The organism is Mycobacterium sp. NGS64 (assembly GCF_059812245.1).
Genome location: NZ_JCALCI010000003.1, coordinates 782,308 through 807,131 on the forward strand (window position 1 = coordinate 782,308; position 24,824 = coordinate 807,131).

The 24,824-nt window shown below is 65.5% G+C and carries 27 protein-coding genes; 10 read left to right on the forward strand and 17 right to left on the reverse strand.

Translation table 11 applies throughout. The features are described 5' to 3' along the window. Positions 1-7: 7 nt before the first annotated feature. A complete protein-coding gene (locus AC5Y4S_RS17580; protein WP_500033940.1) occupies positions 8-259 on the forward strand; it encodes a hypothetical protein in 252 nt (83 codons plus the stop codon). Between the two features lie 286 nt (positions 260-545). Then, positions 546-1,616 carry an LLM class flavin-dependent oxidoreductase gene (locus AC5Y4S_RS17585; RefSeq protein ID WP_500034055.1) on the forward strand — a complete coding sequence of 357 codons (1,071 nt, stop codon included), beginning with the start codon at positions 546-548 and terminating at the stop codon, positions 1,614-1,616. A 286-nt stretch (positions 1,617-1,902) separates the two neighbouring features. Here AC5Y4S_RS17585 and AC5Y4S_RS17590 read toward each other — a convergent pair whose 3' ends face one another. Next, positions 1,903-2,622 (reverse strand): NUDIX hydrolase, encoded by a 720-nt coding sequence (locus AC5Y4S_RS17590; RefSeq protein ID WP_500033941.1) that lies wholly within the window; start codon positions 2,620-2,622, stop codon positions 1,903-1,905. Positions 2,623-2,713: 91 nt separating this feature from the next. Between AC5Y4S_RS17590 and AC5Y4S_RS17595 the strand changes: the two genes are divergently transcribed. After that, positions 2,714-3,289 carry a hemerythrin domain-containing protein gene (locus AC5Y4S_RS17595; RefSeq protein ID WP_500033942.1) on the forward strand — a complete coding sequence of 192 codons (576 nt, stop codon included), beginning with the start codon at positions 2,714-2,716 and terminating at the stop codon, positions 3,287-3,289. A gap of 71 nt (positions 3,290-3,360) precedes the next feature. Continuing rightward, positions 3,361-4,254, forward strand: coding sequence for an SCO6745 family protein (locus AC5Y4S_RS17600; RefSeq protein ID WP_500033943.1), 894 nt, complete (start codon positions 3,361-3,363; stop codon positions 4,252-4,254). A 15-nt stretch (positions 4,255-4,269) separates the two neighbouring features. On the opposite strand, the gene AC5Y4S_RS17605 is transcribed toward AC5Y4S_RS17600, so the two are convergent. Both AC5Y4S_RS17605 and AC5Y4S_RS17610 read right to left on the reverse strand, forming a co-directional pair. Beyond that, on the reverse strand, positions 4,270-4,788 hold the full coding sequence (locus AC5Y4S_RS17605) for a hypothetical protein (protein ID WP_500033944.1): 519 nt from the start codon (positions 4,786-4,788) through the stop codon (positions 4,270-4,272). 146 nt (positions 4,789-4,934) lie between these two features. Then, positions 4,935-5,819: a cyclopropane mycolic acid synthase family methyltransferase gene (locus AC5Y4S_RS17610; protein ID WP_500033945.1), complete on the reverse strand. Its 885-nt coding sequence runs from the start codon at positions 5,817-5,819 to the stop codon at positions 4,935-4,937. Positions 5,820-6,039: 220 nt separating this feature from the next. Between AC5Y4S_RS17610 and AC5Y4S_RS17615 the strand changes: the two genes are divergently transcribed. Beyond that, a complete protein-coding gene (locus tag AC5Y4S_RS17615; RefSeq protein ID WP_500033946.1) occupies positions 6,040-7,398 on the forward strand; it encodes a WS/DGAT/MGAT family O-acyltransferase in 1,359 nt (452 codons plus the stop codon). A gap of 1 nt (position 7,399) precedes the next feature. Here AC5Y4S_RS17615 and AC5Y4S_RS17620 read toward each other — a convergent pair whose 3' ends face one another. The 5 genes from AC5Y4S_RS17620 to AC5Y4S_RS17640 all read right to left on the reverse strand — a co-directional run bounded on the left by AC5Y4S_RS17620 (position 7,400) and on the right by AC5Y4S_RS17640 (position 10,768). Further along, positions 7,400-7,843 (reverse strand): ATP-binding protein, encoded by a 444-nt coding sequence (locus tag AC5Y4S_RS17620; RefSeq protein WP_500033947.1) that lies wholly within the window; start codon positions 7,841-7,843, stop codon positions 7,400-7,402. 64 nt (positions 7,844-7,907) lie between these two features. Next, positions 7,908-8,330 (reverse strand): nitroreductase family deazaflavin-dependent oxidoreductase, encoded by a 423-nt coding sequence (locus tag AC5Y4S_RS17625; protein WP_500033948.1) that lies wholly within the window; start codon positions 8,328-8,330, stop codon positions 7,908-7,910. A 68-nt stretch (positions 8,331-8,398) separates the two neighbouring features. Next, entirely contained in the window at positions 8,399-9,613 is a 1,215-nt protein-coding gene (locus tag AC5Y4S_RS17630; RefSeq protein ID WP_500033949.1) for an NAD(P)/FAD-dependent oxidoreductase, read from the reverse strand. A 4-nt stretch (positions 9,614-9,617) separates the two neighbouring features. Beyond that, positions 9,618-9,806, reverse strand: a complete 189-nt coding sequence (locus AC5Y4S_RS17635) for a ferredoxin (protein ID WP_067153738.1) — start codon at positions 9,804-9,806, stop codon at positions 9,618-9,620. Beyond that, positions 9,803-10,768, reverse strand: coding sequence for a metal-dependent hydrolase (locus AC5Y4S_RS17640; RefSeq protein ID WP_500033950.1), 966 nt, complete (start codon positions 10,766-10,768; stop codon positions 9,803-9,805). Before AC5Y4S_RS17640 ends, AC5Y4S_RS17635 begins: the two co-directional genes overlap by 4 nt. Positions 10,769-11,030: 262 nt before the next feature. Here AC5Y4S_RS17640 and AC5Y4S_RS17645 point away from each other — a divergent pair, with 262 nt between their 5' ends. Then, positions 11,031-11,888, forward strand: coding sequence for an LLM class F420-dependent oxidoreductase (locus tag AC5Y4S_RS17645; RefSeq protein WP_500033951.1), 858 nt, complete (start codon positions 11,031-11,033; stop codon positions 11,886-11,888). Positions 11,889-11,912: 24 nt separating this feature from the next. Here the strand turns inward: AC5Y4S_RS17645 and trhA are convergent, their stop codons facing one another. Together trhA and AC5Y4S_RS17655 are read right to left on the reverse strand one after the other, a co-directional pair. Continuing rightward, a complete protein-coding gene (trhA, locus tag AC5Y4S_RS17650; RefSeq protein ID WP_500033952.1) occupies positions 11,913-12,611 on the reverse strand; it encodes a PAQR family membrane homeostasis protein TrhA in 699 nt (232 codons plus the stop codon). A 132-nt stretch (positions 12,612-12,743) separates the two neighbouring features. Beyond that, positions 12,744-13,811 carry a GGDEF domain-containing protein gene (locus AC5Y4S_RS17655; RefSeq protein WP_500033953.1) on the reverse strand — a complete coding sequence of 356 codons (1,068 nt, stop codon included), beginning with the start codon at positions 13,809-13,811 and terminating at the stop codon, positions 12,744-12,746. Between the two features lie 681 nt (positions 13,812-14,492). On the opposite strand from AC5Y4S_RS17655, the gene AC5Y4S_RS17660 reads away from it, so the two are divergent. Further along, positions 14,493-14,660 (forward strand): hypothetical protein, encoded by a 168-nt coding sequence (locus tag AC5Y4S_RS17660; protein ID WP_500033954.1) that lies wholly within the window; start codon positions 14,493-14,495, stop codon positions 14,658-14,660. A gap of 95 nt (positions 14,661-14,755) precedes the next feature. On the opposite strand, the gene AC5Y4S_RS17665 is transcribed toward AC5Y4S_RS17660, so the two are convergent. Continuing rightward, positions 14,756-15,112: a nuclear transport factor 2 family protein gene (locus tag AC5Y4S_RS17665; protein ID WP_500033955.1), complete on the reverse strand. Its 357-nt coding sequence runs from the start codon at positions 15,110-15,112 to the stop codon at positions 14,756-14,758. Between the two features lie 71 nt (positions 15,113-15,183). On the opposite strand from AC5Y4S_RS17665, the gene AC5Y4S_RS17670 reads away from it, so the two are divergent. Next, the gene (locus AC5Y4S_RS17670) at positions 15,184-16,659 is read left to right on the forward strand and encodes a phospholipase D-like domain-containing protein (RefSeq protein WP_500033956.1); all 1,476 of its coding nucleotides are present in this window, start codon (positions 15,184-15,186) and stop codon (positions 16,657-16,659) included. A gap of 107 nt (positions 16,660-16,766) precedes the next feature. Next, positions 16,767-17,852, forward strand: coding sequence for a GGDEF domain-containing protein (locus tag AC5Y4S_RS17675; protein WP_500033957.1), 1,086 nt, complete (start codon positions 16,767-16,769; stop codon positions 17,850-17,852). 91 nt (positions 17,853-17,943) lie between these two features. Here AC5Y4S_RS17675 and AC5Y4S_RS17680 read toward each other — a convergent pair whose 3' ends face one another. After that, entirely contained in the window at positions 17,944-18,360 is a 417-nt protein-coding gene (locus AC5Y4S_RS17680; protein WP_500033958.1) for a hypothetical protein, read from the reverse strand. A 247-nt stretch (positions 18,361-18,607) separates the two neighbouring features. Here AC5Y4S_RS17680 and AC5Y4S_RS17685 point away from each other — a divergent pair, with 247 nt between their 5' ends. Further along, a complete protein-coding gene (locus AC5Y4S_RS17685; protein ID WP_500033959.1) occupies positions 18,608-19,525 on the forward strand; it encodes an alpha/beta fold hydrolase in 918 nt (305 codons plus the stop codon). A 46-nt stretch (positions 19,526-19,571) separates the two neighbouring features. Here AC5Y4S_RS17685 and AC5Y4S_RS17690 read toward each other — a convergent pair whose 3' ends face one another. The 5 genes from AC5Y4S_RS17690 to AC5Y4S_RS17710 form a co-directional block, all read right to left on the reverse strand. After that, positions 19,572-20,054, reverse strand: coding sequence for a DUF4262 domain-containing protein (locus tag AC5Y4S_RS17690; RefSeq protein WP_500033960.1), 483 nt, complete (start codon positions 20,052-20,054; stop codon positions 19,572-19,574). A gap of 183 nt (positions 20,055-20,237) precedes the next feature. Further along, a complete protein-coding gene (locus AC5Y4S_RS17695) occupies positions 20,238-21,101 on the reverse strand; it encodes a serine hydrolase (protein ID WP_500033961.1) in 864 nt (287 codons plus the stop codon). 37 nt (positions 21,102-21,138) lie between these two features. Continuing rightward, positions 21,139-21,927, reverse strand: a complete 789-nt coding sequence (locus tag AC5Y4S_RS17700; protein ID WP_500033962.1) for an alpha/beta hydrolase — start codon at positions 21,925-21,927, stop codon at positions 21,139-21,141. 111 nt (positions 21,928-22,038) lie between these two features. After that, positions 22,039-23,592 (reverse strand): GMC family oxidoreductase, encoded by a 1,554-nt coding sequence (locus AC5Y4S_RS17705; protein ID WP_500033963.1) that lies wholly within the window; start codon positions 23,590-23,592, stop codon positions 22,039-22,041. Between the two features lie 213 nt (positions 23,593-23,805). Continuing rightward, positions 23,806-24,729, reverse strand: a complete 924-nt coding sequence (locus AC5Y4S_RS17710; RefSeq protein ID WP_500033964.1) for an alpha/beta hydrolase — start codon at positions 24,727-24,729, stop codon at positions 23,806-23,808. Between the last annotated feature and the right edge of the window lie 95 nt (positions 24,730-24,824).

The window sequence follows — 24,824 nt, forward strand, 5'->3', positions numbered from 1 at the left end:
CGCGTAGATGAGTGAAGTAACCGGTAACGACCGAATCGACGACGTCGCGCCCGGCGATGTGATCGCCGTCGACCGCGGTGCCGGCGAGCAGCCATACAAGGTGGTGTTCAAGGATTTCACCGACGGCCGCTTCGTCGTGACGCTCGAGGGCGCCGGCGAGACGTTCCAGCTCGACCTGGCACCCGGCACGCCAGTCAGGAGATCCCTCGCGGCGAAATGGGAATCTGGCCAGAGTCCCACACCGCATTCAGAAAGCTGATCGGAGTCGTTTAGATCTCGCTGCGCATATGCACCTGTGGATCTCACGATTGCCGAAGTTCATTAATGCGGCCGGCGAGAGCAGGTTGACCGGCCCCGTCGCGAACGATGCGGCGGGGCAAAAGGGGTCGAGCCGTCCGACGACCCTCTGCTGGAGTTGCGCGCCGCCGTTACCTGATCAGCGGGCGCGAGCGTCGCGCCGCGTAACGCGCCGGGAATCAAGTCGGGAGTCCCTCGGTTCATCTGAACGAACAGACATTTCGGACGGCCGATCGCCGAGGATTTCGATGAAGTTTCTACTCATCACGCTGATAACCCACCTGCCCGATCCCGTTTCGGGTGAGAAGAAGAGCCCCGCCGATCGGCTGCGCAATGTGCTCGACAAGGCAGCCCTCGCCGAAGAACTGGGCTTCGACGGTTTCGCGGTCGGTGAGCGCCACGAGGACCCGTTCATCTCCTCTTCCCCTCCGGTGGTGCTCAGCCACATCGCGGCGCGCACGTCGAAGATCGGACTGTTCACCGGGGTGACGACGTTGAGTCTGCTCGATCCGGTTCGTGCGTTCGAGGATTATTCGACGCTCGACAACCTCTCCGGCGGCCGGCTCGAACTGATCATCGGCAAGGGCAACGGTGCGGCTCAGGCCGAGCTGTTCCACGTGACCACCGCCGATCAATGGGACCGCAATCGTGAAGGCTACGAACTGTTCCGGTTGCTGTGGGAGAACGAACGCGTGACATGGTCGGGCCGCTTCCGCCCGCCACTCGTCAATGCGAAGGCACTGCCCCGGCCGCTTCAGCACCGGATTCGAATCTGGCACGGCAGCGCAACGAGTACCGATTCGGTCGACCTCGCCGCCCGCCACGGGGACCCGATTTTCTCCGCCAATGTCAGCAACACCATCGAGCCCTACGCCGACCTGGTTCGCCACTACCGGCAGCGCTGGGAATCTTACGGTCACCGGCCCGGGGACGCCCTCGTCGGGGCGGGAACCGCGGGGTTCTACATCGCCCCGACGTCGCAGGAAGCGGTGGCCACATACCGTCCGATGTTCGAGGCACGCCTGGCGGCGCAGCGCCGTGCCGGGATTCCGGTGGTATTCGAGTCGATCGAAGATTTCGTCGAGCGAAGCTCGGCGTTGGTAGGTAGCCCGGAACAAGTGATCGACAAGGTGGGGCGCTACCACGAGCGGCTCGGACACGAAGTGATGCACCTCAGTGCGGACACCGACGGGGTGACGGCCGCCCTGCAGCGCCGTAGCCTCGAGCTGTTTCAGTCCGAAGTCGCGCCCATTCTCCGCGAGCTGATTCCGAGCCGACCGCTCGTTTCACAGCTGGCGGCCAAAGAGTTTGTCAGTTAAGCGGTTTCGGCCGTCCTAGGCGGCCGCGGTGGTCGCCGGGTGCACCGGCGTCACCTCGGAGTGGAGGTGACCGCAAGCGCCGCATCGCACTTCGTACTCGAGTTTGTGGTCAGCGAGTTCAAGAAATTGGTACTCGGCCCACGCCGCGCACCGCGGGCACCGCGCCCGTCCACGTTCCACCGCCATCAGAATCTCGTCCCCCATTACTCGCTGCACAACCTCGACAGAGACATACCCATTCGGGAATCGGCCGAATCACCCGTTCGCCGGCGAGAGGCACCGGCGCCTATTTCCAGGCGAACACCGGCTGTTCCAACTCGTCCACCCGGTCGTCACGGCCTTCCAGGCACAGCCACCGCAGCTGCAGGAGCACGGCGCCGGTCGGGGCATGGATGAGGTCGTTCCCCAGCGGGATCTGTACGACCGGTCGTGGGCTCTCCGGAATGCTGATGAACCTCGGCGAATCGTCCCGCTGCAGTTGGTGCAGGCCCACCCGGTACACCGCCAGGACCTCCGCGGGCGCGGGCCGCGGGTCCAGCCGTCCGCCTCCCCAGATCACCACCGGGGTGATGACGTAGCCCGACCGGGTCGGGTAATCGTCGAGCAAACCCAACACCGCCTCGTCGCGCAGTTCGATGCCGACCTCCTCGCGCAATTCGCGCAGCGCCGCGTCGACGGCCGTCTCACCCGGATCGACCCGGCCACCGGGCAGCGCCCACTGCGCCGCATGAGAAGCGAGGCGAGATGCCCTGCGGCACAGCAGGAAAGCCGCGCCACCGGACACATCGACCATGCGGCCGTCGAGGTCGGTCTCCAACCCCGGGCCCGCGGCGATCCAGTCGTCCAGCGGCGCCGGATCGACCCTGTCCTCCCCGAGCTCCGAGTCGACCAAGACCACCGCGACGGCCGCGTGCCGCTTCGTCGGGTCGGTGACCGTGCGCCGGTCATGGGCGGCCAAGTGTGCCTGGATCCGGTCGCGCAGGCCTTCGTCATAGGAGATCGTCACTTGTCGAGCCTAAGCAGCGGCCGGTTGAACTCTGGCTCGGCATGGAACACGATGGCCGAAGGCGTAGCGGTCCGAGAGGTTAGGAGCCGGCATGGCTGATATCACGGTCCTGATCCAGACCGACCACGACTGGTTCCGCGAGCAGTTCGCCAGGCTCGAGTCGCTGCGGACGCAGGCGCCGGTCAACAACTCGGCACTCGAGCGGGTGTGGCGCCCGCTCGCCGACAAGCTGGACGTGCACGCCTACATCGAGGAGAAGATCTTCTACCCGCAGCTGCTGAAGCGCGGTACCAACGATCCCGAAGGCGAGACGCTCGACGCCATCGGTGATCACAACGACATTCGGGACGGGGTGCGCGACGCCAACGCGGCTCGGGTCGGCACGGACGAGTGGTGGGCCGCCGTCGGCCGCACCCGATCGGCGAACGACGACCACATGGGCGAGGAGGAGCGGGACGGGCTGCCCGATTTTCGTCGCAACGCCCCAATCGGTCTGCGCGAGGCGCTCGGGCGGCAATACAGCGAGTTCATGGCCGAGCATCCGACCACCGAGGGGTTGCCGATCGTCGACCGCGACCCCGAACGCTATGTCGACACGCTTGAAGGCGATTCGCCGCCCAAACGCACGGACTTTTCACTTCGGATCGGCAGCCTGAAAGGCCAGTGAGCCCGTGGCTGCGCACGGCCGCGGGGTGTCCTCGGGACGGCTCCCGACGAGCGGCGTGGTTAACTGCGAACGTGCGTAGAGAACCGGCGTTGGCGCGACGCTTCTTCGACCGATTCGAGCCGGTGCATGCAGTCACCTACTTCGCGCCGGAGGCGCGGGCGGCGCTCGACGCGCTGGGTTACCGCGGCTTCTGGATGGGCTACTTCGCCGCCAGATCGGCGCCGTTGGGCATGGTGCCGCGCGAAGTAGTCACCGCGATCTTCTACAACTTCGCCCCCGAGCGCGTCGCGAAGGCGCTGCCCGCGGCGTGGGAGATCGCCGGTCCCGAGGCCGCGTTGCGTGCCCGGCAGGAATCGGCGGTCGCGGCCCTGCGCCGATACGGCGTCGAGGCTGATGAAAACGTCGCCGTCGCATCCGAATTGGCGGCCAAGGCCGCCCGAGGGGCGCCGCTCGACGGGCGACCGCTGTTCGCCGCGAATCTGGCGCTGCCCTGGCCGGACGAACCGCTGACCGCGCTTTGGCATGCCGCGACCCTGCTGCGTGAGCAGCGCGGCGATGGGCACGTGGCGGTGCTGGCGGCCGCCGGTGTCTCGGGGCGGGAATCCAACGTGCTGCACGCGGCGACCGGCCGGGTGGAGCCCGACTACATCGCCCGCACCCGCGATTACGACGAAGCGGCGTGGCGCCACCACGAGCAACAGCTCGCCGAGCGGGGACTGCTCAACGGCGACGGCACGGTGACCGCGGCCGGGAGGGAGCTGAAGGACCGCATCGAATCGAGCACCGACGCGCTCGCACTGTCTGCCCTCGATGCCCTCAGCGACGACGAGGTGGAAACGCTGTTTCGGGCGCTCACCCCGATCACCCGCGCGGTGGTCGCCGGCGGGGACATTCCGGCCAAGACGCCGATGGCCCTACGCCGCGACGAATTGGATGACAGCGGTGCGCATTTGGGGCGGCACTAGCGAAATTCAGTAAACTCACATGCCGCCGGCTGAGCCGCTGATCGGTTGCGCCGCAATGTGATCCATCGGGGGCCCGTCACCGTTGGAGGTGCCACGGTCCGCGACGGCGGTGGCCAGCGCGGTGCCGCCCTCGATCGTCCCGACGATGTCCACTTGCTCGTTGACGGTGAAATGTGAAGCGCCGGCACGGGGTTGGCCGCCGTCACGGGAAATGACGGTGGTATCCGGGGTGACGCGGTAGGTCTGTGTGTAGCCGTTGGGGCTGCGGGCAGTCACCGAGTCCCCGGACACGGCGATGACGGTCCCCTGCTGGCGTACCGGGTGGGAGGCCGGCGGCGGCCCCAGCGTCGACTCGACGGTTGGCTTGTCGGGCTGGACGTAGGCAAACAGGCCCGCCAGGCTGGCGGCACACAACATCGACGCGGAGACGATCTCGCATGCCATCGCCACGCCGGACAACCCGCGCCGCGCACGCCAGCCGGTCGCATGGGTTCTTTGCTCCGATAACTCGCTCGCTTGGCGCCTGGCGTCCACGGTCAGTTCCTTCCTGCGGATTTGCACCATGCAGCCTCGGTCCCTACCGCATCAGGTCGTTGCTCGTGGTGTTACCCGCAGGGATGCGCCGATAAACCGCGCCGCGTAGGCGCGGCCGGTTTCAGCCACCCGCAAGGGGCGTGACGTCAGCCCTTCGCGAGGGTGAATTGCGCGACGTCCGTGTAGCCGTCGCGGAACAGGTCGGCGCAACCGGTCAGGTACTTCATGTACCGGTCGTAGACCTCTTCGGACTGAACCGCGATGGCCTCGTCGCGGCGCGACTCGAGCGCGGCTGCCCACGTGTCGAGCGTCCGGGCGTAGTGCAGGCGCAGCTGCTGGATCCGCTCGACGGCGAAGCCGGCCCGCTCGGCGTGCTCGACGACGCCCTTGGCTTGTGGCAGGTCCCCGCCGGGAAAGATCTCGTCCATGATGAATTTCATGAACCGGATTTTGGTCATGGTGATGGGCAGTCCGCGCTCGCTGAACTCCTCGTCGCTGGGCTTGATGATGGTGTGCAACAGCATCACACCGTCGGCGGGGAGTGCCTCGTAGGCCATCTTGAAAAAGTCGGGGTACCGGTCGCGTCCAAAGTGTTCGAAGGCGCCGATCGACACGATGCGGTCCACCTTCTCGTCGAATTGCTCCCAGCCCCGCAGCAGCACGCGCTTGCTCCGGGCGGACGGGTGCCGGTCGAGGCGCTGCTGGACATGCGCCTGCTGGTTGCGGCTCAGGGTGAGCCCCACGACGTTGACGTCGTAGCGCTCGAGCGCGCGGATGATCGTGGTGCCCCAGCCGCAGCCGATGTCGAGCAGCGTCATGCCCGGCTGCAATCCGAGCTTGCCCAGCGAGAGGTCGACCTTGGCGATCTGCGCCTCTTCGAGGGTCATGTCGTCGCGCTCGAAATACGCGCAGCTGTAAGTGCGCGTGGGATCCAGGAATAGCGCGAAGAACTCGTCGGACAGGTCGTAGTGCGCCTGCACGTCCTCGAAGTGCGGCTCCAAGCCGACAGCTTCGGTCTGATTCTCAGGCATGGCACTTCCCCCGGACGTGAATTTATTGGGCTCAGCGGCGTGTGATCTCAGCCGCTCGAGTTACGGCCTAGCAGTCTATCCGTCCGGCTGGCCGGGCAACGAATTGATGGCCTTAGCGGCGGAAACTGGCGGCGCCGAATTTTGCAGGTGTGGGCGATGCCCGCTCGGGCTAATTGGAGGTGAGGAGCCGTACCGAATGGACTGAATGGGGAGGCCAACCATGGAACCGATATCGCCGACGGATGCGCTGTTCCTCATCGGCGAGTCCCGCGAGCATCCGATGCACGTGGGCTCGTTGCAGCTCTTCGTGCCGCCCGAGGACGCCGGGCCGCACTTCGTCCGCGAGTCCTATCAGGCGATGCTCGAGCGCACGGACGTTCAACCGACGTTCCGCAAACACCCGGCCTTCTTCGGCGGCATCACCAATGTCGCGTGGTCGTTCGACCGGGAGGTCGAGCTCGATTACCACCTCCGCCGGTCGGCCCTACCGGAGCCGGGACGCGTGCGTGACCTGCTGGAATTGGCCTCCCGGCTGCACGGCAGCCTGCTCGACCGGCACCGCCCACTCTGGGAAGCGCACCTCATCGAGGGCCTGGAGGACGGGCGCTATGCGGTCTACACGAAGTACCACCACTCCCTCATGGACGGCGTATCGGCGCTGCGGCTGGTGCAACGGGCCTTCAGCCCCGACCCGGATGACGACGAGGTGCGGGTGCCATGGAATCTGGGTCCCCGGCAGCACAGGGGGTCGCGGAAGCGGCCATCGCTGCTCGAGCGGGTCGGCCGGACCGCGGGGTCGGCGTTCGCGCTGGCGCCGTCCACGGTGAGGCTTGCGCGCGCGGCGCTGCTCGAACAGCAACTGACCCTCCCGTTCCGTGCGCCGCGCAGCATGTTCAACGTCCGGATCGGCGGTGCCAGGCGGGTGGCCGCGCAGTCCTGGTCGCTGGACCGCGTCAAGGCGGTGAAGTCCGCCGCGGGAGTGACGGTCAACGACGTGGTGCTGGCTATGTCCTCCGGGGCGCTTCGCGCCTACCTTCTCGAGCAGAACGCCCTGCCGAGTGACCCGCTGACCGCGATGGTGCCGGTCAACCTGCGCAAGGCCGACGACGACCGCGGCGGCAACATGGTCGGAACGTTCCTGTGCAACCTCGCGACGGACCTCGATGATCCGGCCAAGAGGCTGGAGATCATCAGCTCGTCGATCCACGACACCAAAGAGGTGTTCCGGCAGTTGCCCCCAGTTCAACAGCTTGCGCTCTCGGCCTTCAACATCGGGGGGCTGTTCCTCGGGCTGGTTCCCGGCTATCTGTCGACCGCCTCGCCGCCGTTCAACATCGTCATCTCGAACGTCTCTGCCGGACCGTCGGAACCGGTGTACTGGCGCGGCGCGCGGTTGGACGGGAACTACCCGCTGTCGATCCCGCTCGACGGGCAGGCGGTCAACATCACCGTGACCAACAACGCCGAAAACCTCGATTTCGGTCTCGTCGGCTGCCGCCGCAGCGTTCCGCACCTGCAGCGGCTGCTCGGCCACTTGGAAACGTCGCTGAAGGATCTGGAGCGCGCCTACGGCGTGTGACCTAGGGCGGCGTAGGTGTTGTGGTGTAGTCGAGGCACACCGTGGTGCCATCGGGTCGGGCGTTGATGGTGCAGTGATCGGCGAGCGCGTGCATCAGCAGGATGCCCCGGGACGCGCGGGGATCGTCGGGCTTCATGGGCTGCTGCCGATGCCAGGTTCCCCGGTCGCTGACGCGCACGTTGACCGATTGTGCGCCGGGATCGTGGCGTGCGTGCAGTTTCATCGGGCCGGGCGTGGGGTGGGCCCGGTACGCGTGCTCGACGCAATTCGCTAACGCTTCGTTGGCGCCCAAAACGATGTCCTCGCGAAGATCCGCCGGAACCTCGGTCACCTCCTGCAGCCACCGTCGCAGGGCACTGCGCAACTCGGCAGCGGTAGCGGCATCCGCGGCACCGGCGCGGGTAAACCCCGCGGGGACGGCGGCCATAGGTGAATCTGCGGGCATCTGTGGGGGATACCCAGTTGGTGCCCGAGCGAATAACCCCTCCGCGGCAAGCGGATTCGATCGACTATTCCAGAACGAAAACCGGAATCTGCCTCGCCGTCTTCTCCTGGTATTCGGCATAAGGGGGAAACGCTTCGACCGCCAGCCGCCACCAGTGCTCGCGCTCGGTCCCCTCCAGCTCGCGCGCGGTGAGGGCGACGACCTTTTCGCCATCCTGCACAGTCACCGCCGGGTTGGCCTTGACGTTGAAGTACCACGACGGGTGTTCGGGCGCGCCGCCTTTCGACGCCACCATGGCGTAGCGACCGTCCTCTTCGACGCGCATCAACGGCACGTAGCGCTGCTTGCCGGACTTGGCGCCGGTGACGGTGATCAGGACGACGGGCCGGTCGAGGATCTCGACGCCGTCGGTCGTGCCCTGCTGCAGGATTCGTTCGGTTTGCTCGCGCACCCAGTCTCTCGGGCTCAGCTCGATCCGGTCGGTCATGGCCTTCTCAACTGCAGACCCCGCGTATCCATTCCCTGGGCAGCGCCCGACTAGTGGCACACCTGGCGCTAATCCGGACGCCCGAGCGGAAACTCCGCCCGTTTCGCGATGGCGTCACGGTAGGCATACACCCGGTTCGGGATCGTTCCCAGCACCGCGATGGTCTGGCCGTCGCGTCCATACGCGGCGACGAACTCCCAGCCGTCGGGATAGCCCTCGACGACTTCGATGGCATCGTAATCCGTTGGGACGCCTAGCATCTGGACCTTCACGTCGTATTGATCGGACCAGAAATACGGCACGTCGTCGTAAGCTTGCGCCCCGTCGGGCCCCGTCAGCAGCGTGCGAGCCGCCGCCGCGCCCTGACGCCCGGCGTCGTCCCAATGCTCGGTCCGCAAATGCCGCTCGTAGAGCGGGTGCCACCAGCGTGCGACGTCGCCGGCGGCGACGACGGCAGCGTCCCCGTCGGGGCCCTCGGCCGCGCCCGTGGCGTCGCACAACACGCCGTCATCGAGGTGCAATCCCGAGCCGCCCAACCAGTCGGTGGCAGGGGTGACGCCCAGGCCGACGACGACGAGATCGGCGGGAACCTGTGAACCGTCGGTCAACCGAACGGCCTCCACGTGCCCGTTTCCGATGAACGTGTCCACGCCCACCCCGACCCGCAGATCCACCCCATGCTGGCGGTGCAGTTCGGCCCAGCGTGGCGCCAGTTCCGCGCCCAGCGCGGCCAGCAGCGGGCTGGATGCCTTCTCGATCAGAACCACATCCAGCCCCACCGAGCGGCAACTCGCGGCCACCTCCGCTCCGATGAAACCCCCGCCGACGACGACGACCCGTGGGCGTGAGCCCAGCCTTTGCCGGATCGCCAGACAATCGTCGACCGTGCGGAGCATCAGCACTCCGTCCGGGACCGGGCCGCCCGGCCATTCGCGTGGTGTCGCACCACTTGCGATCACCAGTCCGTCGAATTGCAGTGCCAGGTCCCGGTTTTCGTCGTATACGTGGACGGTGCGCGACGCCAGGTCCAGCTTGGTCGCCGATGCGCCGCGCAGCACCCGCGCTTCCAGCTCGAATTGGGGCGCCAGGTCGACCCCGGCGCGGTGTACGTCGCCGGTGAGCAGTTTCTTGGAGAGCGGCGGCCGGTGATAGGGGGCGTAGCGCTCGGCGCCGACGATGGTCAGGGCACCGTCGTAGCCCTCCTGTCGCAGGGTCTCGGCCGCGCGGGTCCCCGCCACGCCGGCACCGACGACGACTACGTCCTTTAGCTGACGGCTCGGCATCGGATCACTCCTTCACCGTGATCGCCTGCGTGGGGCAGGACACCTCGGCGCCGATCAGTTGCTGGCGCAGTTCCTCCGGTGGCTCCGCCTGCAGTACGTGGAGCCCGTCTTCTTGTACGTCGAACACCTCGTGGCAGATGCTCATGCACACGCCGTTGCCGTCGCAGGTGTCGAGATCAACCGAGACCTTCATCGGACATCGACCTTCCCTGCTCCGTTGCGGGACGTCTCGATCCCGTGCGATTGGTCCGGGGACTTACCTTGGGAATGCGCCCGCTCGCGGGCCGCTTTCGCCACGGGCGAGTAGTTGAGGTAGTCGACCGCCATCTGCGTGGACGCCTCGTCGTTTGGATGATGGCTGGGCCGCATGTACCGGACCGGTGTGGTCACCAGCAGCTTCCAGGGCCCGACCACCCGGTACTCGCGGGCCGCCCATAGCCAGTCCCGCCATCGCCACTTCTGATCGATGGTCGGGTCCTGTGCCATCAGGTAGCGAGCGCCCGCGATCCACCAGCCGACGAACAGCGGCGCAGTGAAGAACATCGCGAACGCCCTGATCCAGTAGTTGCCGCAGACGTGCTGGAACACGTCGAAAACCAGCGAGCGATGCTCGACTTCCTCGGCGCCGTGCCAGCGCAATAAATCAAGCATCATCGGGTCGGCCCCCGCATAGTCCAGGCCCCGGTTCGTCAGCACCCACTGGCCCAACATTGCGGTGAAATGTTCCAGCGCCGCGACGTCGGCCAACCGCCGGTACAGCCACCACCGCTTCATCGCCGGCGGAAACCACTTGGGCGGATCACCCAGCGTGATCGACAACAGTCGGCCAAGCCGGTCGGTGTACGGCTTGGTGTCGATGCCCTGCTCGGCCAAGTGGTCGAGCACGATCTGGTGCGCCCACGCGTGCCAGGATTCCTGCTGAATGAACGGCTTGATCGCCGCCTCCAGCTCCGGGTCGTCGACCAGCGAGGAGGCTTCGAGGACCGCCTTGATGAAGTGCCGCTCGCCTTCGGGCAGCAGCAGATGCAGGACATTGATCATGTGGGTGGAGAACGGATCGTCGGGCACCCAGTGCAGCGGCGTTTCCGACCAGTCGAATCGGACCATCCGGCGGTACTTGGGATGTCCTTCGTGGTGAAGTTGGACTTCTGGCATCAGACGCTCCTCCCGCCGACGGGTGGTGCGCCGTCGGCATCCCCTCGATTTCAGAGAGCGGTCGATCCAAGGGCGGAACGCAGGCCGCCGCTACGCGACCGTTCAACCGCCCGGGTACCCACCCGGCTCCCGCGTCATGCGTACCGGCGGTACCGGGTTCCCTGACAGTTCGCTGTGAACGCGTGTTTACTGGGAAAAGCACGCCGGCGCGGCAGATTCCGATTCGGGGAAGCAACCGCGGCGCGACTCGGTTGAACGGGCAATGCGCATTGGTGTCGTGTTCCCGCAGACCGAACTGGGTGGAGACCCCGCAGCGGTACGTGCCTATGGGCAGCGCGTCGAGGAATTGGGCTTCACCCACATCCTCGCCTACGACCATGTCGTCGGCGCCGATCCGGCGGTGCACCGGGGCTGGCAGGGCTACTACGACATCGAGTCGACCTTTCACGAGCCGTTCGTGATGTTCGGCTACCTGGCCGCGGTCACCTCGCTTGAACTCGTCACCGGCGTCATCATCCTGCCGCAGCGCCAGACGGTGTTGGTGGCCAAGCAGGCCGCCGAGGTCGATCTGCTCACCGACGGGCGCTTCCGGCTCGGTATCGGGTTGGGGTGGAACGACGTCGAGTACGAGGCGCTCGGCGAGACGTTCACCAACCGCGGCCGCCGCTCCGAGGAACAGGTTGAGGTCATGCGCAAGCTGTGGACCGAGCGGTCGGTGACGTTCAACGGCAAGTACCACACGGTGACTGGGGCGGGCCTGGCCCCGATGCCGACCCAGCGCCCCATCCCGGTGTGGTTCGGCGCCGCGTCCGACCGCGCCTACGAACGCGCCGGACGGCTGAGCGACGGCTGGTTTCCGATGATGGAGCCCGGACCCGGCCTGGACTACGCGCGTGAGCAGGTCCGTCGCGCAGCGACGGCGGCCGGCCGCGACCCCGACACCCTCGGCATGGAGGGCCGGATCAGCTGGACCGGCGACCCGCAGAAAGCCGCCGCCGACATCGCCGCCTGGAAGGCTGCCGGCGCCACGCACGTATCGGTGAACACCATGAAGGCCGGCCTGGCGACCGTCGACGACCACCTCGCCGCGTTGGAGCGGGTCGCCTCCGAAGCGCAGTAGCCGGCCGCGCCAGGGGCCGTCGGCTCAGAAGACCGCGAACCAGATGGCGATGTATTGGCAGATCGCCGCGACCGCGGTGCACGCGTGAAAGACCTCGTGGTAGCCGAACGTCGTCGGCCAGGGATCGGGCCAGCGCAGTCCGTAGAACACGGCACCGACGCTATACAGCAGCCCACCCACCGCCAGCAGGACCGCCGCCGCCATTCCGGCGTTCTGCGAGATCAGCCCGGTGTACCAAACCGCCACCCAGCCCAGCAGCAAGTAGAGGGAAATCCCCAGCCACCGCGGGGCAGTCGGCCAGAACAGTTGCAGCGCAATGCCAACCACCGCACCACCCCAGACGATCGCGAGGACCAGGTAGCCGGTCCCGCGGGGCATCGCGAGCCTGGCGAACGGTGTGTAGGTGCCGGCGATGAGCACGAAGATCATCGAGTGGTCGAGCCGCCTCATCCAATTCCGGCAGACCGCGGACTCCCAGTGCACGCGGTGATAGACGGCGCTGACGGCAAACATCGCCACGATCGCCAGGGTGTAGGTCAGCGTCGAGTGTCCAGCCCGCTTGGAGGCCTCGGCCCACGAGATCACCACCAGCGGCGCGCCGGCGATTACGGCGGCGACGGCGCAGTATTGGTGGATGAAGCCCCGCAGCCGTGGCTTGGTCAGCGTGGCGGCCACGTTCTCGACGAGCTTGGGTTGTGCGGCCACGTCGGTCTGGAAGCTCAATGTCCCTCCCTCGCGTGCGCGGGCAGCTGATAAGCCTGGCTCGATGATTTCGCCGCAACCTAAGCGGCCGCTATGGCGAATCTGTGCAGGACATGTACGCGAGCGAAGCGGGTATCTTTCGAAAGCCGGCGGCTAGGCCATCACGCTCTGGTGGACCTGGTCTCCGCCGCGGCGTTTGGCGGCATACATCGCGTCGTCGGCGATCTTGATGAGGTCGTCGACGACGTAGGCAGCGTCGCCATTGAACTGGCGCAGCTCGGTGCTCGCGATGCCGACACTCGCGGTGACCCTGGGGAGCAGCCCGGCCAGCGCCCTGCTGAATTGCACGGTCAGTGGCCTCACGTCCGACGTCACGGCGGTCAGCGCGACCAAGAACTCCTCGCCGCCGGCGCGGCAGATGACCGCGTCGGACGGGGTGTGTTCGCGCAGCAGGTCGGCCACCGCCCGCAGAGCGCGGTCACCGGCCAAATGACCATGGGTGTCGTTGATTCGTTTGAAGTTGTCCAGATCGACCATCAGCATCGCCAGGTGCGTGTGCTCGGCCGGCGGATTCGCCAATCGGTTAGTGACCGCGTCGGCGAACGCACGCCGGTTCAGCAACCCGGTGAGGGCATCCTCTTCGGAGCGCTGAACATACATTCCCATGGCCCGCGACATACCCCAAATACCCAGTGCCACAGACACATTGAGAAAGGTGATTATCCAGAGCGCGGAGGCCGCCGTGGCAATATTGGTCTCACGAGCCAGCCGCACCACCGCCGCCGCGGTGACCGCGCAGGCCACCACGCTATTGAAGACCAAGAGCTTGGGACCGTGATAAAACGCGATGTAGCCGCCGGTGACAGCCATCGCCGTGCACGCCAGCGCGGCGAGGGCACCGCTGGGCTGCACCAGGCTCCACGCGCCGACGAACAACGAACCCAGCCCCACGCCGACCTGCGACTGCCAACGAGTGGGCCAGCGCGTCAGCCACAACAAGGTGACACAGATGGTGAAAGCGGAGGCGACGGCACCGGTGGTCAGTTCGACGGCACTCGGGTGGCTGTGGCTCGGCAACACCGTCAGCGGCACCATCGCCGATGATCCGGCGACAACCGCCATGATCATCCGTGCCGGACGAAGCATCCCACGCTGGTCCAGGAATGCGGTGATCCACTCATACTCGTCGGGCTGGCTCCACCATGCCTTGAGCCGCGACATCACTGAGCCAACCCCCGGCCAAGCATCGAGTCGCGTCTTGCCTGGTAGCAGCGAGACACGCGATACGAGGTCAACCAAGGCAGCCCACCGTCGAGGTAGTTTGGCCTGTGCAGGAGCTCCGGTTCGTCTGACTGCGCAAACGTCTTACCGGCCACCGGATTGGCACCTTTCGTGACCCGCGTCGGCCCACGCGTCGTTTGAGCCGGCAGCTGTACCAACACCCTGCGAGTGTGAATGCTACTACCTTGCGAGCATGGTCTTTTCGATCGAATAAACCGGCCGAAACCCCGGCAAAGCGTTACGGCTAGCTGTAACGTCTTGCGCGTGGTTGCCGCGAGACTGCGGTGTTGTGTGTGCCGGACGCCGTTCTACGGTCGTTCCGACGCGTGTTACTGCTCCGGGGCGTGCCGGCAGAAGGCCTACCGCTCGCGCATCGCCCGACGGGCCTTCGACGAATCTGTCCCGCAAAAACCGCGTGACCCGACCATGCAAGCCCGCCAGCTTCGCAGGCACGCGCGACTCGTCCGCAAAGAAGCCGTCCTGGTCCGCGCTAAAGCGACCGACCTCCGGGAGGCCCGTCGCCGTGCTCGATCAGGCCCGTCGTCGTGACTGTTCGGTTTCGGATCGCGTGATCCGGGCGATTCTCCAGGAACAGCCGTCGAAGCTCGAGGGAGATCTCGCGTGGATCAACAAGTCAACATCGACCCGCCGCCGGCGCCCGAAGATGCCCGGAAAGCGACCGCGGAGCAGCGGGAGCTTCAGGAGAAGCTGAAGCACCAGGACGATGACCCGGACGGACCCGCGCTGCATCAGTCTCGGCACGATCTTCCTGACGAGAGCACGCGGTAGGTCTCGCCGCCGCGAGGGGCGGCTCAGCGCTCGATTCTGTGCATCGGGCTCGAACGCTCCAGCGCACCGAGTCGATCGAGCGGGACGGACCGTGGTTACCGAGGAACGAGGTATGTCGCGTGCCCCTCGATCACCACGTCGCCGTCGAACCGTAAGACTTCACTCATCAGCTTGTCGGATTGGTTGCGGTAGGCGATGACGATGGTGTCGATGCCCAGGTAGACCCCCTCGACGACGAAGCGAAGGTCGGGAACGCGCTGCAAGGCGTGAGTCCAGTAGCGCCGCAGCGCGGCCTTGCCGCGAACCAGCCCCACCGTTTCCGGAAGCAGCTCGGCCGCCACCGGCGAGGTGAACAGCACGTCTTCGTGGAAGTGCTTCAGCACGGATTCGACGTCGTGGGCGTTCCATGCCGCCACCCACTGCTCGCTGAAGGCGACCGCGTCAACGTTCACGGTTCACGACTGTACGCAGGCCGGCGGCGGTCGCCGGGCAATCGGGCGCTCGTGTGATAGACAGACCGCGTATGCGCGACGAGCCCCTGCCCATTACCGGACGGACCTGCTGGCGCGTCGAGCGCGCCGACCAGCTGGCCTGCATCATCGACGCCGCCGACTACTTTCTTCAGGTCAAGGCGGCGATGCTGCGGGCCCAACATCGAATCATCTTGATCGGCTGGGACTTCGACGCCAGGACGGCATTCGAACGAGGAGGCAAGAAGCTCGCCGGACCGAACCAGCTGGGCGCCTTTCTCTACTGGCTGCTGTGGCGACGCCCGGCCCTCGAAATTTTCGTATTGAAATCCAACCTCCGCCTGCTGCCCGTGTTCGACGGCCTGTGGTACGGCGTCACGCCCGTGTCGGTTGTGAATCGGCTGAGCAGCAGGCGATTGCGCCTGGCCATCGACGGGGCCCGGCCAACCGGCGCGGTCCACCACCAGAAGATCGTGGTCGTCGATGACGTCCTCGCGTTCTGCGGCGGCATCGACCTCACACTCGATCGCTGGGACACTCCGGAGCACAAGCACAACAACCGGTTTCGCCGCGCGCTCGGCCGCAGGTACGGCCCGAGACACGAGGTCGCGGTCGCGGTGGACGGCGCCGCGGCGGTCGCCCTCGCGGAGCTCGCCCGGGACAGGTGGTGGGCCGCGACCCGGGAGTCGCTGGCCCCGATCGAGCCTGCGCGCGCCGTATGGCCCGGCGGCTTGCGGCCCATCTTGCGCGACGTCGAGGTCGGGATCGCGCGCACCTTGCCCACCTTCGGTGGTCGCGACGAGGTTCGCGAGGTGGAAGCGCTCAACCTCGCGGCGATTGCGGCGGCACGTCACACCATCTATCTAGAGAACCAGTACCTGGCGGCCCGACAGGTGGTCGAGGCGCTGGCCGCTCGGCTCAAAGAGCAGGACGGTCCGGAGATCCTCATCGTTCTTCCCCGCCGCGGGCTGAACCGGCTCGAGCGCGAGACGATGGACAGCGCGCGTCACCGGCTCCTCCAAAAACTCTGGGCGGCCGACGAATACCGCCGGCTGGGCGTCTACTGGGCGGTGACCGACGGCGGGTCGCAGATCTACATTCACTCGAAGATATTGGTCGTCGACGATTGGCTGTTGCGCGTCGGCTCGTCGAACTTCAACAACCGGTCAATGGGGTTCGACAGCGAGTGCGACCTCGCCGTCGAGGCGGACCCGAAAAGTGAAGCACACGAACATATTCGGCGGGCGATCGAGTCGGTGCGGCAACAACTGGTGTGCGAGCATCTGGGGATTTCCGTCGACGAGTTCGAGGGGACGATGCGGCAGGATAAGTCCTTCCTGACGGCCGTCGAGACGCTTCGTGGGCAGGGCAAGACATTGCGGCGATTCACCGGGCGGACGGTGACCGGCGAGGACAGCGCGCTGGCCGAGAACGACCTGATGGATCCCGATCACGTTCCGCGATCCCTCGGCCGCAGTATGCGGCGGCTGATTACCAAGCTGTCCGCACAACCGCGCAGTTCGAACTGAAATTCTGAACGGGACCTGATTTTCAGGCCAATAAGTAGCATACGACGGAGGTTCAGTCGTCCGCGCAGACGAACGGTGGTGTCAAGGAGGGGCCAAAGGCGTCGAAAATGCGCTGGATCGGTGTGTGGTGGCGTCAACCCGACCACTATGACTGGTTGTCGGATTACCTTGCCGCGCGCGGATTGCAGCCCTTTGTCCGCTTTTTATTGGTCGTTATCCTAACGACCCTGACCGCGGCGACATTACTGATGCTGAGCAGCCCATCGGGTCCGCGAACCCCAACTGAGCGCGCAGTCGCGGTGGCGTTCATCGTCATCCTGGCCGGAATGGCGCTGGTGTGGCTGCGCGGTTGGCCGACGCTGGTTCAGTCCCAGGTCTTTTCGACAGCGGGGACGCTGGGCATCGCCGCGACCTGCCTGATCGAGAGCAACCCGCTCAGCGGGCTGCTGGGTTGCGCGGCGTTCGGAGGCCTCGCCGGGTACGTCGCGTTTTTTCATTCGGCCCGCCTGCTGGTCTTCACCCTGGGCACGGCCCTGCTTACCGCGGCGGTGTGCGCCGGCCGGGTGGCGGTGGCCGGTGATGTGTCGATGGCTGCGGCCAAACTGCTGGTGCTCAGCGCTGGGATCCTGGCGGTCCCGTTCTGCGGGCAGATCCTCGTTCATTGGCTGTCGGTGGACGCCCTGAAGTCCTCCACCGATCCGCTCACCGGCTTGCGCAACCGACGGGGCTTTTATCGGTCCGCGTCCAGGTTGCTGACTGGCCAGACGCCCGCGCCTTGTCTCAGCGTGTTGATGCTCGATCTCGACAATTTCAAACGGATCAATGACACTTACGGCCACGCCGCTGGCGACCGCATCCTGGTGGCCGTGGCCGACAACCTGCGCCGAATCAGCCATGCCGGAACGGTTCTCGCCCGGGTGGGCGGAGAGGAATTCCTGGTCGCCGAGACGACCGGAATTCACGACGCGCTTAGGACGGCCGAGGCGATGCGCTCCGCAATCGCCGACGCCCCTTGGGGTGTGACGGCGAGCTTGGGCGTCAGCAGTATCCAGCTGTTATCGGACGGTGAAACCATCAACCGGCAGGTCATACAACGCCTGGTGGACGCCGCCGACGGCGCGATGTACGAGGCGAAACGCGCTGGGGGAAACCAGATTCGGCACGCAGACATTCCGGTGCCACCCAGCCGCTGAGCATGCCGCCGCAATCGCCGGTTGATCGGGAAGCTCTCCCAAAGCCCTGGCCGAACTCTGTCGCGGGCGGTAGCGGCCGCCCGCTTTCCGCCTAATAGAGCCGCATCTTTTGGGCGCGGCCGGTGAGGGCGGTTATCCGGTAATGGTCACGCTGGCCGGGAAGCGTCACCACAGCGGGGATCTCGTGGGTGGCGATGATCAGCATCGACTGCACCGGGATTTCCCCTCCCGTCGGGGGCATGACGACGGTTGGGAAGAGAATCGTTGCGGTGACCGAACCGGCATCGCCGAGCTCGTGCGTGGTCACGCTCAGAGTCCAGCCCAGGTCGGCCACGAACGTACTGCGGATCTGCTCGCGCTCGAAGTTGAGCGTCTGCCAGCCGTTGTCGTATCGAAGCACGAAGGGTGGCCTGCCGGGGATCCGCGGTGGGGTGACGCAGTACTCGATATAGATCCCGTCGCCGGCGAGGTCGCAGTAGTAGTCGGGGAACGTCCGCTGAGTAGCCATGGCTGCGGTCATAAGAATCGGCTTCCTCGGTTCACAATTCGCTCCTTGGTGGCGGCCTCTATCGCCGTCCTCCGGTTCAGGCAGTGCTGGACGGCAACAGAGTCTCAGCTGCCAGGCCGCTTCACATGCGTAGTTGACTACTCGACTTGCGCGGATGCCGAGCGTCTTGGGCGCTGACTGCGCTGCTGTGCACGTTTCCCAGGGAGTTTGACTGCAGTTAAAGTAGGGCGTCCACTGAGCTGCGTTTATGTCCACACGGAGGTCGGAGCTGTTTTCCCGTTCGCGCCAGGTGGAAACCGAACCGTCCTGGTTCGCCGCCGCGCTGGCCCAGCGACCGGACCATTGCGACGTCGACGTCGATGGTTGCCGCATTCACCTACGCGCCTGGGGCGACGCGGACCAACCCACGGTCGTGCTGGTCCACGGCGGCGCGGCTCACTCCGGTTGGTGGGACCACATCGCACCGTTCTTGTCCCGCACCCATCGCGTGATCGCGCCGGATCTGTCCGGACACGGCGACAGCGGCACGCGTAGCAGCTACGACCTGCAAACGTGGGCAGACGAAGTGATGGCAGTTTCCACGGCCGCCGGGGCGTCGGGGCGACCGACGATCATCGGCCACAGCATGGGCGGCTGGATCGCGGCCACGGCGGCGATGAGTTGCGGTAATCAGATCAATAGCATGATCGTGATCGACTCGCCGCTGTGGGAACGTTCGCCGGAGGAAGCGCGGTTACGCAACCGCAAACACACCCCGTACCGGACGAGAGACGAGATCCTGCAACGCTTTACGGCGGTTCCCTCGCAGCAGGTCATTCTCCCCTACATCCGGCGGCATATCGCGGTCGAGTCGGTGCGGAAGGCCGAGGGGGGCTGGAATTGGAAGTTCGACCCGGCGATTTTCGGCGGTGACCTTCTCGAGCCGACAACCTCCGACGAAGAAACGCTCGAAACCATGATGGCCGAAATGCGGTGCCGTTTGGGCTATGTGCGTTGCGAATCCGGATTGGTGCCGCCCGCGATGGCCGAACGGATCCGCTCCATGCTCCAGCTGCGAGGGCCGTTCGTCGAATTGGCCGAGGCCGGCCATCATCCGATGCTCGACCAGCCGCTCCCCCTCGTCGCGACGTTGCGGACTCTGCTCGAATTCTGGTCGATCACGTAACCGGGCCGATTCAGCGTGGCAGAACGCGCGGCAGATCGAGGCGTCGTTAGGCGGCCGAGCCCGGGCAGTCCGCACGGACGCCGAGCACCGGCTGCCGACGCCGGCCGTGCCCCCACCCCGCATCCCAGGGCCAACGGCCCTTGTCGTCAGCCCACACCAACTGCAGGCCACGAACCCGAGGGCCGAAGAGCCCAACTGCGAATTTCAAGTGGACATCGGGGTGCTCGACCTCGACAACCTCGATAAGAAACCTGTCTTGGTAGTCGATATGCATCGCCGGTGCGAGCGCCGTCCCGTCGTCGACGATCATGTGGGCAATGGAATTCAGCACGCGGCAGGCCGTGTCGGCGGGCAGACCCGTCATCAATAATTCGGGAAGCCCTCGACGGTGTAACCCGACCGTGTAGGCGAACGGTCTGTTCTCGCTCTCGACGTACTGAACCGCCCAACCGTGGTCGCGGATGGTCTCACGCAGTTCCTCCAGGTATTCCTCGGTTGTGCCGTCCGGATGGTCGCATTGCCAGCACATCGCAGCTCCCTTTCGTAGTGGTTGCGCACCAGCATGCACGCACCCTCCGACAAGCCCGCTGATGCGAGCCCGCGACGACCACCGCATAGGTCGTCGGCTTCCGCTACCTGACCCCACTCAGGTGAGTTGGTCGGCTTGGCCGGTCTGGGCGCTCACTGGACACGGTCTGTTTCGGGATCATGTTTACGAAGCACTTTCGATCATGGTCCTCAGTGTCATGCCGATGGCATGCATTCCCGCCAGCACCTCGTCTCGGAGGTCTCGGTCAGAGGGATCCCAATTGGCGATCACCGCGTAGTCGAACCAGGCGGAGTCTCGCCCGATCGTCCCGACGTCTGCTCTGATGCCCGCGTCCGCACCAGTTTTGTTACGGACAAGGAAGTTTCGATCCAACGTCGCATGAGCCAGCGGATCAAGCCCGAATGCGCCCGCGACCATGGATAGGTCTACGGACGTTGCCAGCCAGGCGTTCACCTGTTCTGAAACCGCATGGGATATCAGCTCTTTGCGATCCAGCTGGCTCATCAGATGTGACAACTCGGATGCTGAGCCGGTAGACAGCGTCGCCGGGTCATCTGGCCCTCGGTGATCCCTGACGTAGTCCAGCTGCGCCGTGTGGACTAAGCCGAGGGATTCGGCAAGGTCGCGAAGCGTGCGCAAGCCCACCCTCTTGAGGACTACATTTGTCGCCAAATTGTCGCTGACGCTGGCAATCAGAACGCAGAGATCCTGGATAGATAGTCTCTCGACGTGAAGGTGTTGCCAGATCCCCGAATCGGCAACCAAGAGCTCTGGATCACGGTCGAGCAAAGTAGCGCCGCTGAGATCGCCCTCTGCGCATTGCCGTGCGACCTCGACAAGTAACAGCAGCTTGCCGATGCTCGCAGTCTTCATCGGACGATCGGCATTACGAGAGGCTAGTTCGTGACCTGCGGCATCTCGAATGCACACCGACCAGTCGATGTTGGCACTCGTGCCCATCACATCGTCGATCGATCGCTGGAGCACCTCTAGCCCTTCAATCCGGTCAGGAGGCAGTGGCGGCATATCGATGATTATTGCGCCGTCAACTAGGCGCCGAGGGTCATAGTCGTCGCTTGCCCAGCCAAGAAATAATGGTGTCGGCGACCGTGGCCCATCCCGGCTCTAACATGAGCTCGTGTCCCATCTCTGGAAGGAAGACGGGTTCTGTGTTGTAGGCCTTGGCGGTCCGGCGTACGTCGCTGACGGCATAGACCTGGTCCTGTTGTCCGCCCATGACAAGCATCGGGGTGCCGATCTTTCTGGTGTTGACCAAGTTGGTGGCCACCATGTCCAAGAAGATGGCGCGCATGCTTTCCGGCTGGAGTCGGGTTGCGACCGCTTGGACGAGAGGATCGGGAGCCTTGTCACCGAAGAGGAGTTCTCGGGCGCCTGTGGTTGACCCGTACAGGTGAGCGGGATCACCGGTGAGCGCGAACCTGTTGCTGCGGCAGGGATGTCGGCGCATCGACCGCATGAGGGAACGCAGCTGTCCCCGCGGTGGCGCCGAGGCGATAAGTACCGCGGCTGGTACGTCATGAATCTCCAGATATTTTTGGACTAGGAAGCCGCCCATAGAATGGCCGACCAGCACCGGGGGTGTTGCAAGCTTTTGTGCGACCGAGCTCAAGTCGGCGAGGAAGTCTGAAATCGAGCACGTGCGAAGCGATTTCTCGATTGGACTGGTGCCGTGGCCCCGCAGGCTCAGCGCCAGGGCGTGGAAGCCCCGGCCGGCGAAGAAGTCGAGAAAGTGTTCATTCCAACACCATGCGCCGTGCCAGGCGCCGTGGACGAAGAGCAGGGGGTGCGGGTGCGCATTGCTGGCTTGTCCCTTATAGATCAATTCCAGCATGCGTCTTCTCCTCTGCATGTGATGGTTGATTTCTCGGCTAACCGGCGAACGCTTCTGAGCACGATTGGAGAGGCCGTTTGGGCTGCCTGCCGTGATCGGATGGATCGCGGCTCAGATTCGGTGTGCGGCCTTGATGAATTGCGCGGCGCGCTCGCCGATGACGACGCAGGGCGCCATGGTGTTGGCGGTGCTGATGCGGGGCATGATCGATGCGTCGGCGACGCGCAGGCCCTCGATGCCGTAGACCTTGAGGTGTCCGTCGACGACCGACATGTTGTCGCGGCCCATCTTGGCGGTACCGGATTCGTGCCAGTAGGTGGTGACGGCGTCCCGCAGATATGTCTCGAGTTCAGCGCCGGTCAGGTCGCCCGGCATGACCTCGCGTGCGACGAACGGCCGAAGTTCGGCGGAGTTGCCAATTTCGCGCAGGGTTTCGATGCAGGAGATGGCGGTCTTGAGGTCGTCGGGGTCCGAGAGCGCGTTGGCTTCGATGCGAAGGGGGTCGGTCGGGTCGGGACCTGACAGGCGTAGTTGACCGCGGCTGTGCGGGTGCGTGGGTGAGCCGAACAGGACCCAGCTGTTTTGCGGCAGGCCGTATTTCGCGGCGTTTTCCGGGGTGGCTTTCGGGAATGGGCCTGAACATGCGAACAGGTCCGGTCCCTGGACATCGGCCGCCCCGGAGTCCCAGAACATCGTCGCCCCCACCTGGGTGCTGCCCTGGATGTTCTCGGGGAACTCCCACACGCAGTCGAACCCGAAGTGGTCCTGAAGGTTACGCCCGACTCCGGGCAGGTGCTGGCGAACGGTGACGCCGACTCGACGCAAGTCGTCTTCGTCTCCGATGCCGGACTGCATCAGCACCTTCGGTGTGTGAATGGCGCCCAGCGACAGGACGACCTCAGCGTCGGCGGCTACGCGATGTACTGTGCCGCCATGGACGACCTCGACACCGGCGGCCCGGCTGCCTTCGAAGATCACGCGGGTGACCAGTGCGAGCGGGACCACGGTCAGATTCGCCTGCTGCTGATGCGGGGCGGTATACGTGCGAAACACCGATAGGCGTTTTCCGTCACGCCAGCGCAGATCGGTGATAGCAGCGCCGCGGGTCTCCTCCATCAGGCGGCCGTTGGGGCTCTGATAGGTGGGAATGCCGATGGCCCTGGCCGCCTCAAGGGTCGCCGCGGCAAGCGGGTGCGCATCAGGTGCCGGCTGGACGAACACCGGCCCGCCCCTGCCCCGATGGTTCGGCTCGCCGATGCCGTGCCAGTCCTCGATCCGCCGGTAGAGGTCGAGGATTGCTTGGTATCCCCAGGCCAGCTCGCCGGACTCCGAGGCGTAGTGGTCCCAGTCGCTGCGATGTCCGCGCGCCCAAATCATCAGGTTGATGCTGGACCCGCCGCCGAGCACTTTGCCCATCGAAAACGGGATCGCGCGGCCGTGAAGCCGCGGGTCGGGCTCGGACATGAATCCCCAATCACGTCCGCTGCCAAGGTTAGATGGCCATTGGCTTGCGTCAGTCACGCTGGGGACGTCGTCGCTGCCGCCGGCCTCCAAAAGTAAGACAGTGATGTCGGGGTTTTCGGCCAGCCGGCCGGCGATCACAGATCCCGACGATCCAGCACCGCACACGATGACGTCGTAACGCGGCTTCAACTCAGTATTCACAAGGGTCTCCTGACTTGAACGGCTGGGTATATCAGCAGATACCTAGATACACGACCGGGAAAGCTGAGCGGTTCAACCGCACTCGGACAAAGGTCTTCGGCCACTAATTGGGCTCGCCCGCAAGGGCTTCCGCGGGCACTGCCGGCGATAGCGTCTTCGCCCGAATCTCCTGTGCGGCGCCGGCCAACGTCAGTTCGAACGGCTGCATGTCTTTCAGGCCACCGCGGTCTGGAGCCCGAGCACAGAGCGCAGCCAGCGACCCATCTCGGCGATCGCGCGGTCGACCTCCCCGACGCGGCCCGCGCCCATGATGAAGGAGTGCTGCCCCTCGTCGACCCGCCGAACGAGTACGTCATTGCCTGCCTCCTTCGCCCGGCGGGAGAAGGCGATGGCGTCCGACGCGAGCAGCTCGTATTCGCCGTAGTACACCGCGGTCGGGGGCAGCCCCGACAGGTCGGCCCCGAGCAGATGCACCTGCGGGTCGGTGAATTCCACGCCGGTTCCATCAAGCCAGCACGACCGGAACAGCTCGAGCAATCCCCGCGTGAGCAGCTTGTCTCGCTCGGCGTTGGTCTCGATGGAGTCCCCCGACAGCGTGGCGTCGGTCCACGGCGAGATGGACAGCACGGCACCGGGCAGTGCCTCGCCCCGATCACGTAACCGCAGTGCAAGTTCGACCGCGAGATAGCCGCCGATCGAGTGGCCGACACTGCCGATCTTGTCGGGCCGGTAGCCCTGGTCGAGCAGCCAGCGGTAGGCGGCGTCCACGTCTTCGACCTGCGCTGGGTACTTGTGCTCCGGGGAACGCCGGAAGTTCAATACCAGCGACCGCACGCCCGCCGCTTTCGCGATGTGCGCGGCAGCTTTTCGGTCCGAATGCATTGACATCAGCACGCTGCCGCCCATGTGCGTGTGCAGCAGCACCGCCTCGGGGTCGCTGTCGACCGGGACGCACCACAGCGCCTCGACTCCGCCGGCGTCCACCTCGGCGTAGGTCACGCCCTCGGGTTCCTTCGTCGCCAGATGGATGTTCTCGGTGACGTCGCGGATCGTCTCCAGCTCGAAATTGGGATTCGAGGATCTCCTGCCGATCTCGGCGTAGAAGTCGGCGAACTCGATCGCTTGCTGGCTTGCCATTGCTTTCCTTCCGTCGGTCCATAGGATAACGGTCACTATATAGTGATCGTTATCCTATGGCTAGCCCAGGGTTCGGATCCGCGGTGGGATGGGCC

Bases quoted from the DNA above. Each gene is read 5' to 3' on its own strand.
- AC5Y4S_RS17595 (WP_500033942.1), top strand. From the start codon at position 2,714: ATGGCTGATATCACGGTCCTGATCCAGACCGACCACGACTGGTTCCGC.
- AC5Y4S_RS17685 (WP_500033959.1), top strand. From the start codon at position 18,608: ATGTCCACACGGAGGTCGGAGCTGTTTTCCCGTTCGCGCCAGGTGGAA.
- AC5Y4S_RS17680 (WP_500033958.1), bottom strand. From the start codon at position 18,360: ATGGCTACTCAGCGGACGTTCCCCGACTACTACTGCGACCTCGCCGGC.
- AC5Y4S_RS17610 (WP_500033945.1), bottom strand. From the start codon at position 5,819: ATGCCTGAGAATCAGACCGAAGCTGTCGGCTTGGAGCCGCACTTCGAG.
- AC5Y4S_RS17620 (WP_500033947.1), bottom strand. From the start codon at position 7,843: ATGCCCGCAGATTCACCTATGGCCGCCGTCCCCGCGGGGTTTACCCGC.
- AC5Y4S_RS17675 (WP_500033957.1), top strand. From the start codon at position 16,767: ATGCGCTGGATCGGTGTGTGGTGGCGTCAACCCGACCACTATGACTGG.
- AC5Y4S_RS17640 (WP_500033950.1), bottom strand. From the start codon at position 10,768: ATGCCAGAAGTCCAACTTCACCACGAAGGACATCCCAAGTACCGCCGG.
- AC5Y4S_RS17710 (WP_500033964.1), bottom strand. From the start codon at position 24,729: ATGGCAAGCCAGCAAGCGATCGAGTTCGCCGACTTCTACGCCGAGATC.
- AC5Y4S_RS17700 (WP_500033962.1), bottom strand. From the start codon at position 21,927: ATGCTGGAATTGATCTATAAGGGACAAGCCAGCAATGCGCACCCGCAC.
- AC5Y4S_RS17585 (WP_500034055.1), top strand. From the start codon at position 546: ATGAAGTTTCTACTCATCACGCTGATAACCCACCTGCCCGATCCCGTT.
- AC5Y4S_RS17625 (WP_500033948.1), bottom strand. From the start codon at position 8,330: ATGACCGACCGGATCGAGCTGAGCCCGAGAGACTGGGTGCGCGAGCAA.
- AC5Y4S_RS17670 (WP_500033956.1), top strand. From the start codon at position 15,184: ATGCGCGACGAGCCCCTGCCCATTACCGGACGGACCTGCTGGCGCGTC.
- AC5Y4S_RS17695 (WP_500033961.1), bottom strand. From the start codon at position 21,101: ATGCCGCCACTGCCTCCTGACCGGATTGAAGGGCTAGAGGTGCTCCAG.
- AC5Y4S_RS17645 (WP_500033951.1), top strand. From the start codon at position 11,031: ATGCGCATTGGTGTCGTGTTCCCGCAGACCGAACTGGGTGGAGACCCC.
- AC5Y4S_RS17690 (WP_500033960.1), bottom strand. From the start codon at position 20,054: ATGTGCTGGCAATGCGACCATCCGGACGGCACAACCGAGGAATACCTG.
- AC5Y4S_RS17635 (WP_067153738.1), bottom strand. From the start codon at position 9,806: ATGAAGGTCTCGGTTGATCTCGACACCTGCGACGGCAACGGCGTGTGC.
- AC5Y4S_RS17580 (WP_500033940.1), top strand. From the start codon at position 8: ATGAGTGAAGTAACCGGTAACGACCGAATCGACGACGTCGCGCCCGGC.
- AC5Y4S_RS17630 (WP_500033949.1), bottom strand. From the start codon at position 9,613: ATGCCGAGCCGTCAGCTAAAGGACGTAGTCGTCGTCGGTGCCGGCGTG.
- AC5Y4S_RS17655 (WP_500033953.1), bottom strand. From the start codon at position 13,811: ATGTCGCGGCTCAAGGCATGGTGGAGCCAGCCCGACGAGTATGAGTGG.
- AC5Y4S_RS17615 (WP_500033946.1), top strand. From the start codon at position 6,040: ATGGAACCGATATCGCCGACGGATGCGCTGTTCCTCATCGGCGAGTCC.